Origin of the sequence: Vreelandella subterranea (assembly GCF_900111305.1) — a bacterium.
Classification (GTDB): Bacteria; Pseudomonadota; Gammaproteobacteria; order Pseudomonadales; family Halomonadaceae; genus Vreelandella; species Vreelandella subterranea.
Genome location: NZ_FOGS01000006.1, coordinates 231,606 through 240,931, shown reverse-complemented (window position 1 = coordinate 240,931; position 9,326 = coordinate 231,606). Strand labels below are relative to the sequence as shown.

General features: G+C 58.4%; 10 protein-coding genes and 1 rRNA gene. 6 read left to right on the top strand and 5 right to left on the bottom strand.

Annotated features, from left to right (window positions below; all coding sequences use genetic code 11):
- Positions 1-96 precede the first annotated feature (96 nt).
- Positions 97-212 (top strand): 5S ribosomal RNA (gene rrf, locus BMX75_RS10785).
- Positions 213-522: 310 nt separating this feature from the next.
- Here the strand turns inward: rrf and hisC are convergent.
- The gene (gene hisC, locus BMX75_RS10780; protein ID WP_092827787.1) at positions 523-1,584 is read right to left on the bottom strand and encodes a histidinol-phosphate transaminase; all 1,062 of its coding nucleotides are present in this window, start codon (positions 1,582-1,584) and stop codon (positions 523-525) included.
- 161 nt (positions 1,585-1,745) lie between these two features.
- Between hisC and BMX75_RS10775 the strand changes: the two genes are divergently transcribed.
- The 4 genes from BMX75_RS10775 to mnmH all read left to right on the top strand — a co-directional run bounded on the left by BMX75_RS10775 (position 1,746) and on the right by mnmH (position 5,838).
- Positions 1,746-2,192 carry a copper resistance protein NlpE N-terminal domain-containing protein gene (locus BMX75_RS10775; protein WP_092827785.1) on the top strand — a complete coding sequence of 149 codons (447 nt, stop codon included), beginning with the start codon at positions 1,746-1,748 and terminating at the stop codon, positions 2,190-2,192.
- Between the two features lie 77 nt (positions 2,193-2,269).
- Positions 2,270-3,643: a DNA repair protein RadA gene (gene radA, locus BMX75_RS10770; RefSeq protein WP_092827783.1), complete on the top strand. Its 1,374-nt coding sequence runs from the start codon at positions 2,270-2,272 to the stop codon at positions 3,641-3,643.
- A gap of 54 nt (positions 3,644-3,697) precedes the next feature.
- A complete protein-coding gene (selD, locus tag BMX75_RS10765) occupies positions 3,698-4,735 on the top strand; it encodes a selenide, water dikinase SelD (protein ID WP_092827781.1) in 1,038 nt (345 codons plus the stop codon).
- Positions 4,732-5,838, top strand: coding sequence for a tRNA 2-selenouridine(34) synthase MnmH (gene mnmH / locus BMX75_RS10760; RefSeq protein WP_092827779.1), 1,107 nt, complete (start codon positions 4,732-4,734; stop codon positions 5,836-5,838). Before selD ends, mnmH begins: the two co-directional genes overlap by 4 nt.
- Before the next feature lie 13 nt (positions 5,839-5,851).
- On the opposite strand, the gene BMX75_RS10755 is transcribed toward mnmH, so the two are convergent.
- On the bottom strand, positions 5,852-6,538 hold the full coding sequence (locus BMX75_RS10755) for a type 1 glutamine amidotransferase (RefSeq protein WP_092827777.1): 687 nt from the start codon (positions 6,536-6,538) through the stop codon (positions 5,852-5,854).
- Positions 6,539-6,657: 119 nt separating this feature from the next.
- On the opposite strand from BMX75_RS10755, the gene BMX75_RS10750 reads away from it, so the two are divergent.
- Entirely contained in the window at positions 6,658-7,263 is a 606-nt protein-coding gene (locus tag BMX75_RS10750) for a YjaG family protein (RefSeq protein WP_092827775.1), read from the top strand.
- 3 nt (positions 7,264-7,266) lie between these two features.
- On the opposite strand, the gene BMX75_RS10745 is transcribed toward BMX75_RS10750, so the two are convergent.
- The 3 genes from BMX75_RS10745 to hisA are packed head-to-tail and all read right to left on the bottom strand — an operon-like array spanning position 7,267 to position 9,317.
- Positions 7,267-7,773: a hypothetical protein gene (locus tag BMX75_RS10745; RefSeq protein WP_092827773.1), complete on the bottom strand. Its 507-nt coding sequence runs from the start codon at positions 7,771-7,773 to the stop codon at positions 7,267-7,269.
- Positions 7,774-7,800: 27 nt separating this feature from the next.
- A complete protein-coding gene (hisF, locus tag BMX75_RS10740; RefSeq protein WP_092827771.1) occupies positions 7,801-8,574 on the bottom strand; it encodes an imidazole glycerol phosphate synthase subunit HisF in 774 nt (257 codons plus the stop codon).
- Positions 8,571-9,317 carry a 1-(5-phosphoribosyl)-5-[(5-phosphoribosylamino)methylideneamino]imidazole-4-carboxamide isomerase gene (hisA, locus tag BMX75_RS10735; RefSeq protein ID WP_092827769.1) on the bottom strand — a complete coding sequence of 249 codons (747 nt, stop codon included), beginning with the start codon at positions 9,315-9,317 and terminating at the stop codon, positions 8,571-8,573. The genes hisF and hisA overlap by 4 nt, the downstream gene beginning before the upstream one ends.
- Between the last annotated feature and the right edge of the window lie 9 nt (positions 9,318-9,326).

Genomic DNA, 9,326 nt, shown 5'->3' with positions numbered 1-9,326 from the left:
GAAGCCGGATACGCACTGAGCTGATGAGTATCAGTCAGTGAGAGACGACACGAAACACGTTGTAAACAGTCAGCATGGTATGCATTTAAAGTTACGCCTGACGACCATAGCAAGCGTGAACCACCTGATCCCTTGCCGAACTCAGCAGTGAAACCGCTTCGCGCCGATGGTAGTGTGGGGTCTCCCCATGCGAGAGTAGGTCATCGTCAGGCACCTATACCGCAGAAAACCCAGTCAACCGGCTGGGTTTTTTGTTTTAGGGGTCTCCCCATGAACCCGTTTGTCGGGAACAAACGGGAACCGCTTTAGCGGGCCCGAAGGGCGAGTCTCAGGATGAGACGAGTAAAGTATCGGAGCGCCGACCGGCGGAAGGCCGCCCCCCGGAGCGCCGGCCGAATCATCGTCAGGCACCTATTAAGAAAAACCCCAGCTCCAAAAGGAGCTGGGGTTTTTTGTTTGCGTGGAAGAAAAGCCGCTATTAAAAAGGCGGCTTGCGCCGCCCTTGAAAAGCGATGCTAGTCATTAACCGCAGATCACTTCCAGCGCTTCAATCAAGCTGTCCATCTCGTCATCGGTGCCGATGGTGATGCGCAGGAAGTTGTTGAGTTCCGGGGTATTGAAGTGACGGACCAGGATGCCGCGTTCACGTAAGCCAGCAAATATCTGAGCCCCTTCATAATCAGGGTGCTGGGCAAGCACAAAGTTGGCCTTGGAGGGCAATACCTCAAATCCCAGCGCTTCAAGGCGCTGACGGGTACGCTCACGGGTGGTAATCACATGCTCGCGACAGGCTTCAAAATGCTCGGCGTCTTTCAGTGCGGCAATGCCCACCAGGCTTGCCAGGCTATCCACGGGATAAGAGTTAAAGGAGTCCTTTACCCGCAGCAGGCCATCAATCAATTCCTCCGAACCCACTGCATAGCCCAAGCGCAGGCCTGCCAGGCTGCGGGATTTGGAGAATGTCCCGGTAACGAGCAGGTTGGGGTAGCGGTCAATCAACGCTACAGCGCTCTCAGCGCCGAAGTCGACATACGCCTCATCCACAAGCACCACACGATCTGTGACGCGTGTGAGCAGCGACTCAATGACCTCTAGCGAGTGCGCATGGCCGGTCGGTGCATTCGGGTTGGCAAAGATAACGCCGCTTCGGCTAGTTTCCGCCGTGAGCGCATCAATATCGACTTCCCACTGCTTGTTGAGCGGGTGTTTACGCAACTCAACGCCATAAAGATTGGCGTAAACGGGATAGAAGCTGTAGGTAATCGAGGGAACGTCTAGCGGCGCGCCATGGCGGAAAAACGCCTGAAAGGCAAGGGCGAGCACTTCATCGGACCCATTGCCGACAAACACCTGACTACTGGCTACCTGAAACGTCTCCGCGAGCGATCCACGCAGCGCTGCAGAGGTAGGGTCCGGGTAGAGGCGTAGGTGGTCGATCGCGTAATCGTGCAGTGCTTCACCGACGCCAGGGGCAGGCGGGTAAGGGTTTTCATTGGTATTGAGCTTTACAAGCTGCTCGCGTGGCTGCTCACCAGGCACGTATGGCGTAAGTTCGCGAACGGCCGGACTCCAGTATTGGCTCATGGGGGTAACCTGATTATCCTTGCAAGATAGCCCATGGTCGCTTGAAGGCTATCTTAGCGCAAGCATTCAGCTCACAGGGGTGGGCGTTGCACCTTGTAGGCGTTATGCTGTCACAAGTGCGCGTAACAAAGAAAATGCCCAACACGATAAGGAGAGACCCAATGCAACTCAGGAGTTTGCTAGCCGGTTCGGCTATGTTGGCACTTCTAGCTGGCTGCGCGAGCGGCCCAATGGAACAGCCGCAAGAAGAGGAAGCGACCGCACAGACGAGCTATCAGGGCTCACTGCCTTGCCGTAACTGCGACGGTATCGATCTGGATGTCACCATGGTGGGCGAGGAAATGAGTGCTGCCGAAGAGCGCACCTTCACGTTGAACGCCTCTTATCGCAACCATCCGCAAAATCCGCCGGATGAAAACTATGAAGGTAATTGGGAAGTTCTCAGTGGAACACCATCGAACCCCGATGCCACTGTTTACGAGCTGACGCCGAATGGCGATGGCCAAGTCTATTACTTTCTACGCATCGATGAAAGCACCTTGGAGCTGATCGACCCCGAGCGTCGTCGCTTTGAAAACGGTGAAACGCTGCAGCTTACCCGCCAATAACGGCACATGTTGCACATGTAAAGGCGGCCACTGGCCGCCTTTTGTGTATGTAATGAATGAAATGGAGGCTCACTGCGGTGGCAAAAGCCAAAAGCGCTTTCGTTTGCACCGAATGCGGTGCGGAATACCGAAAATGGCAGGGGCAATGTTCCAGTTGCCAGGAATGGAACACGCTAAGCGAGGTGCGTCTGGCCAGCGCACGCCCCGGCAGTGGAACCGCCGGCTCCGGGCGGGCAGGCTATGCGGGGGATCACTCTCGACAGATTGTAGACCTTGGCCAGGTTGATCTCAGCGAGGTGCCGCGACTCACGTCGACCTTTGCCGAATTTGACCGTGTGCTGGGCGGTGGCCTCGTGCCAGGTTCAGCGGTGCTGCTGGGTGGCAACCCGGGAGCTGGCAAGTCGACGCTGTTGCTGCAAACCGCCTGCAAACTGGCTCAGCAGCGGCGTATCGTGTACGTGACCGGGGAAGAGTCGCTTTCCCAGGTGGCCATGCGCGCCCATCGGCTGCAGCTACCCAGTCAGGGCTTGAAGATGTTGGCGGAAACCAGTGTGGAAACCATACTGGCGGTTGCCGAGCGGGAAAATCCCGAGATTCTGGTGATCGATTCGATTCAAACCATGCACCTTGAGGATATCGCCTCGGCACCGGGCGGGGTTGCCCAGGTACGTGAGTCGGCCGCGGCTCTCACGCGTTTTGCCAAGCAAACGAATACCGTTCTGCTATTGGTGGGGCATGTCACCAAAGATGGCACACTGGCAGGGCCGAAAGTACTTGAGCATATGATTGATGCCTCGCTGTTACTTGAGGGTGGGGCCGACTCCCGTTTTCGTACCCTGCGCGGCCAGAAAAACCGCTTTGGCGCTGTCAACGAACTGGGCGTGTTCGCCATGCTCGAGCAGGGCTTGAAAGAGGTCAAAAATCCCAGTGCGATTTTCTTGTCCCGGCAGGAAGAGCAAGCGCCGGGCAGCCTGGTGATGGTGGTCTGGGAAGGCACGCGACCTATATTGGTAGAAGTGCAGGCGCTGGTGGATGAGTCGGCGTTGGGTAATCCGCGGCGGGTGGCGGTGGGCGTGGATCAGAACCGCCTCGCCATGTTGCTGGCCGTACTTAACCGCCATGGCGGTTTGTTTACCGGCGACCAGGACGTTTTTTTAAACGTTGTGGGGGGCGTCAAGGTACTCGAAACCAGCGCGGACCTGGCCGTGCTTTTGGCGGTCGTTTCCAGCCTGCAGAACCGTGCGCTTCCCCGCGAGCTGGTGGTGTTTGGTGAGGTCGGCCTGTCGGGCGAAATACGCCCGGTGCCGAGCGGTCAGGAGCGGATTACCGAAGCAGCCAAACATGGCTTTCAGCGTGCCATCGTGCCACGTGCCAACGCCCCGAAACAGCCGCCAAAGGGGATGGAAATCATCGCCGTGGATAAATTGAGCGATGCGCTCGAGGCCCTCTAACAAGGTGCGGTTGGGGTACACTTAGATGATATCAATGAGCCAAGGAGAGACACCATGAGTTCCATCCGATTAACGCAATACAGTCATGGTGCTGGCTGTGGCTGCAAAATTGCGCCCGATGTCTTGGATCATATTCTTGCCAAGGCAGGCCCCGCGGCCAAGAATAAACGACTGATCGTCGGTAATCAGGGGCGTGAAGACGCAGCTGTTTATGACCTGGGTGACGGCCGTGGCATGATTGCCACCACGGATTTCTTTATGCCCATCGTCGACGACCCGTTTGATTTTGGGCGTATTGCCGCCACCAATGCGATCAGCGACGTCTACGCCATGGGCGGCACGCCGGTCATGGCGTTGGGGATTCTGGGCTGGCCGCTGGATAAATTAAGTGCCGACGTCGCCGGTGATGTGGTGGCCGGTGCCCAGGCCGTCTGTCGTGAACTCGGCGTTTCTCTGGCGGGAGGCCACTCCATTGACGCGCCCGAGCCGATATTTGGGCTGTCGGTGAATGGCTTGGTAGAGCTCGATAAATTGAAGCTTAATTCCCATGCCAAGCCCGGTGACCTGCTGTTCCTTACCAAGCCGATTGGTATTGGCATGCTCACGACGGCGGAAAAACGTGGCCTGCTAGCCGCGGGCCATCATGGGTTGGCACGCGAAACCATGCTGCAATCGAACCGTATCGGGGTGCCGCTTGCTGAGATAAAAGGCGTGAATGCCATGACGGATGTCACCGGCTTCGGCTTGGCTGGCCATTTGTCCGAGATGTGTCGAGCCAGTGATGTCATGGCGCAAATTGATTTTCGTCGCTTGCCGCGACTGGCTGAAGCGGAGAGCTATCGTCGGCAAGGGGCAGTGCCTGGTGGCACGCAACGCAATCGCGATGCGCTGGGCAGTGCGCTCCCTGATATGGATGAAGCCCACTGGCAGTGGCTGTGTGATCCACAAACGTCAGGTGGCTTGCTGTTGGCGGTCGATCCGGCGTGGGAAGACGATGTCGAGCGCATTGGACGTACTTTCGGACTGACGTTGCAACCGTTTGGGAAGCTCAAAAAGCCCCAGGGTGAGTCGCTGATTGAGGTTATCGGGTGATATTGCCAACCGTGTCTGCCGATCCTCAGCTTATTCGCCAGGGCCTCCCACTGATTGATGTGCGTGCGCCTGTCGAGTTTGCCAAGGGGGCCTTGCCCGGGGCTGTCAACTTGCCGCTGATGGACGATGAGGAACGCCGCCGCGTCGGTATTGCGTACAAGGAACAGGGTCAGCAGGCGGCGATTGCGCTGGGCAACGAGCTGGTCAGCGGGGCCGTCAAGGAGGCCCGTATGGCAGCTTGGCGGGATTATTTGACCCGCCACCCCGAAGCCGTGATTTACTGCTTCCGAGGGGGATTGCGCTCGCAGATTGTCCAGCAGTGGCTTGCCGAGTCAGGCGTGGTCAGACCACGTATCGAGGGGGGCTGGAAAGCGCTGCGCCAACGCCTGCTCGCCCATATAGACGGGGCGGCTCAACAGCCACTGCTGGTGGTGGGCGGTTTGACGGGCTGCGCTAAAACGGTGCTGATCAATCGTTTAGCCAATGGCGTTGACCTGGAAGGCTTTGCCAAGCACAAAGGCTCCGCCTTTGGTCGTTCGCCTGAGCCACCGCCTTGCCAGATCGACTTTGAGCATCGGTTGTCAAAGCGTTTGCTTGAACTACCAGGTCCTTTGGTGGTTGAAGACGAGTCGCGGCAAATAGGTGAGGTGAACGTGCCATTAAGCTTTTGGGGGGCCATGGAACGCGCACCTCGCTTGCGCGTCGAGATGCCGTTGGACTGGCGTCTGGAGCAGCTGCGGCGCGACTATATCCTCGACCTCGAGCACGCCTACCAGCTCCGTTACGGGCCTGAAGAAGGCTGGCAACGGATGTGTCAGCAGCTGAGTAACGCCTTGCTGCGCTTGAAGAAGCGGCTGGGCAGCGCGAGGTTGCAGCGGCTGCAGCGGTTGCAAGAATTGGCCTTTGCGGCGCATGAGCAGGGCAATACACAAGCACACGAAGCCTGGCTGGCCCCGCTGCTCACGGAATATTACGACCCCATGTATCGCTATCATCTGGAACGCCAGCGTGATGCTGGCGTTCCTGAATACCATGTGGGGGACTGGGAAAGCTGCCTGGCGGCGGCCCGCCAATGGAGCCTCGATCAAACAGTGACTCGCTAAGCGATAGCGGTGGCTAGAGCGATGCGGGGCGAAGCCACTGGCTCAGCAAGCGGTCAAGCAGCGCCGCCAAGGCATCAAAGCGCTTGGGGCTCTGACGTATATCCGCCTCGGTCTGCAGGAAATCGCGGCGTTCTGCCTCGAGAGAATGACGCGCCAATAACGGCTCGATGCTTTGTTGGGTGACTTCAAGGTGGCATAGCAGCCCGACCACGCGGCCTGCGTCCCAGCTGAAACCCTGAAGCGGTGCCGCTTCGCTTCCCCCGCAGGGTAAGGCATCGTCGGGCAGGCTGAAGACATAGCGATGCCACATGAAGGCATCGAACTGCTCGGGCAGGTCGATGGGACTTTCCGGTGCCAGGTGGATGGTGTGCCAGCCTGTTTCGGGGTAGGTGCCGAGGGCGACCACGCTGCCGAGCGCGTCGGCGATCCATAGCGCTCCCAGGCCAATGCCCAGTAATGGCTTCTGGCCATCCAGATAGCGATTGATCAGCTTGTTTTCGGCCTTGAACCAGGCCGGTGGCTGTTCGATGAAGCGATCTGGCCCATCCAGTACGATAAGGGCGTCACTATCGCTGACGCTGGGGGTTAATTCCTGGTCATAAAGATGAAAAATGGTAAAGCTGTGCCCCATACTGGTTAGCCAGTCGGTTAATCGGGCGGGTCCATGGTCTGGGCCGTGCTGTAGCAGATGAATATGCATGGTAATCTCCTCGCCGGCCTTGCGGCAATTTGCCAATAGAGGCTGCCGACACGATGGCGACGATAACGTATTGTCCGACGTTCACCAATAACTTGAGTCACTCAATCCAGGAATAGCGTATGGCGTCCACCAATCCCCCGGGGTTCTATCAACGGCTACAGCAGTTGCCGCTAGCCGCTCAGCAAGCGTTCATGGCCGCACTCTGCGAGCGACTCCTGCCCAACTATGCGCTTTATGAACAGACCACCGGGCATGGCGACGGGCATACGCTGCGGGCGGTGCTCAGCCTGGTCTGGGAGCGCCTCAGCGTGCCCGGCGCGAGTATCGATTTTGCCCGCCAGGCAGAAAAACTGGCCGAATGCGAGCCGCCCGAAGGCGACGAAAGCTTTGGCGCGCGTCGGGCCCTGGATGCGGTCGTGTCGATATCGGCATTGCTGGATACGTTGCAGGGCGAGTCGCCGGAAGCCGTGCTGGATGTCAGCCGCACTTCCCGTGCCGGGGTACGCGCCTTTATCGAGCTGACCGAAGGCGAAGAAGACGCCAACGCGCTGGCGCTGCTCATCCGTGACCATCCGTTGACGGAAGACGAAAACAACTTCCAGGACGCTGTTCTAGAAGAAGTATCGCAGCCGCTGACCAAAGATGCCCTGAAAGGCATTCGCCAGCTTGGCCGTAATGGCGGCGTCAGTAACCTAGGCTTATCGCTGGACGGGGCTGAGGAATAGCGGTTAAAGGCGCACGCCAGCGGTTATCATCATGCCGGCGGTACCAAACACAATCAGGTCAGATTCAAACTTGCCCCACTGTACCCCGATGCTTGGCAGTGCTGCAGGGGCGATCCCCAGGTGATTGAGCGGAATGTTATCGCGATACTCACCCTTGTAGCCGCGCAGGAGACCACCGGTCAGTTTAGCGCGCACGCTCAAACCCTGGTCGGTTTGCCACAAAGGAAATTCACGCCCTGCATAAAAGTACCAAGTGGGTTGATCAAAGGAGTTTTTGAACCAGGCCGTGCCCGCCAACCAGCGATTCGGATTATGCAGTTCAATGCTGATCAGATCTTGCTGATTGGTATGTTCTGGGTCGGGGCTGAAATGGCGGGTATAAAGGCTGGTTTGCACCAGGGTATGATCCCTCTCCAGCGCCGGTGCCCAGTCGGGTAGCGAGTAAGCCGTAGCAGGCAGGCTAAACAGCAGGCCCACTAGGCATCCTATCCATGGATGTGAACGAAACATTCGAAGCTCCTGACCGATAACGAGCATTTAAAGCCGCATGTCGATACCGCGTTCGGCCATGTAACGCTTCGCTTCAGGAATGGTGTACTCACCAAAGTGGAAGATGCTGGCGGCCAAGACGGCGTCAGCACCGCCTTCCAGTACCCCGTCGACGAGATGGTCCAGATTGCCCACTCCCCCCGAAGCAATCACCGGCACGCTGACCGCTTCTGAGATCGCGTGGGTCACCCCCAGGTCAAAGCCTGACTTGGTGCCGTCGCGGTCCATGCTGGTGAGGAGTAGCTCGCCTGCACCGAGGTCCACCATCTTTTTTGCCCACTCGATGGCATCCAGCCCTGTCGGGCGGCGTCCGCCGTGGGTGAAAATCTCCCAGCGTGGCGGTTCACCCTCGCCGGATACCTTCTTGGCATCAATAGCCACCACAATGCATTGGCTGCCGAAGCGCTCAGCCGCCTCAAAGACGAAATCGGGGTTGGTGACCGCTGCCGTGTTGATGGAGACTTTATCGGCGCCTGCATTCAGCATGGTGCGAATATCGTCGCAACTGCGGATACCGCCGCCCACGGTAAGCGGAATGAACACCTCGCCCGCAATACGCTCCACCATATCAACCGTGGTGGCGCGGTCTTCATGGCTCGCGGTGATGTCCAGAAAGGTGATCTCATCGGCGCCCTGCTGGTTGTAGCGCTTGGCGATTTCCACCGGGTCACCGGCATCGCGGATACCCACGAAATTGACGCCTTTGACCACCCTGCCGGCATCGACATCCAGGCAGGGAATAATGCGTTTGGCGAGACTCATTTACGGCCTCCCGTCAGTTGATCGCTCAGGCGCTGGGCGTCGGCAAGGTCCAGGCTGCCTTCATAAATAGCACGCCCGGTGATGGCGCCCAGGATACCGCAGTCAGCGACCTTGCAAAGGGCGTTGATATCGTCAAGGTTAGTCACTCCGCCCGAGGCGATGACCGGCAGGCCGCCTTCACGGGCAAGTTCCGCGGTCGCCTCGATATTGACGCCTTGCATCATGCCGTCACGGGCGATGTCGGTGTAAACAATGCTCGATACGCCGTCGTCGGCGAAGCGTTTGGCCAGATCGGTGGCCTTGAGCGTGGAGACCTCTGCCCAGCCGTCGGTGGCCACAAAGCCTTCCTTGGCGTCGAGCCCGACAATGATGTGGCCCGGGAAAGCGCGGCACATATCAGTGACGAAATCCGGCTCTTTCACTGCTTTGGTGCCGATAATGACATAGGAAACGCCTGCCTCGAGGTAGTGCTCGATGGTCTCGGCCGAGCGGATGCCGCCGCCAATCTGAATGGGAAGGTCCGGATACGCCCGGGCAATGGCTGTCACCGCGTCGCCATTGACCGGCTTGCCTTCGAAAGCACCGTTCAAATCCACCAGGTGCAGGCGGCGCGCGCCCGCTTCCACCCAACGGGCTGCCATGGCAACGGGGTCATCGCCATAGGAGGTGGCGTCGTCCATTCGGCCTTGCTTCAAACGGACACACTGGCCGTCTTTGAGATCAATCGCGGGAATTACCAACATAACCAAACC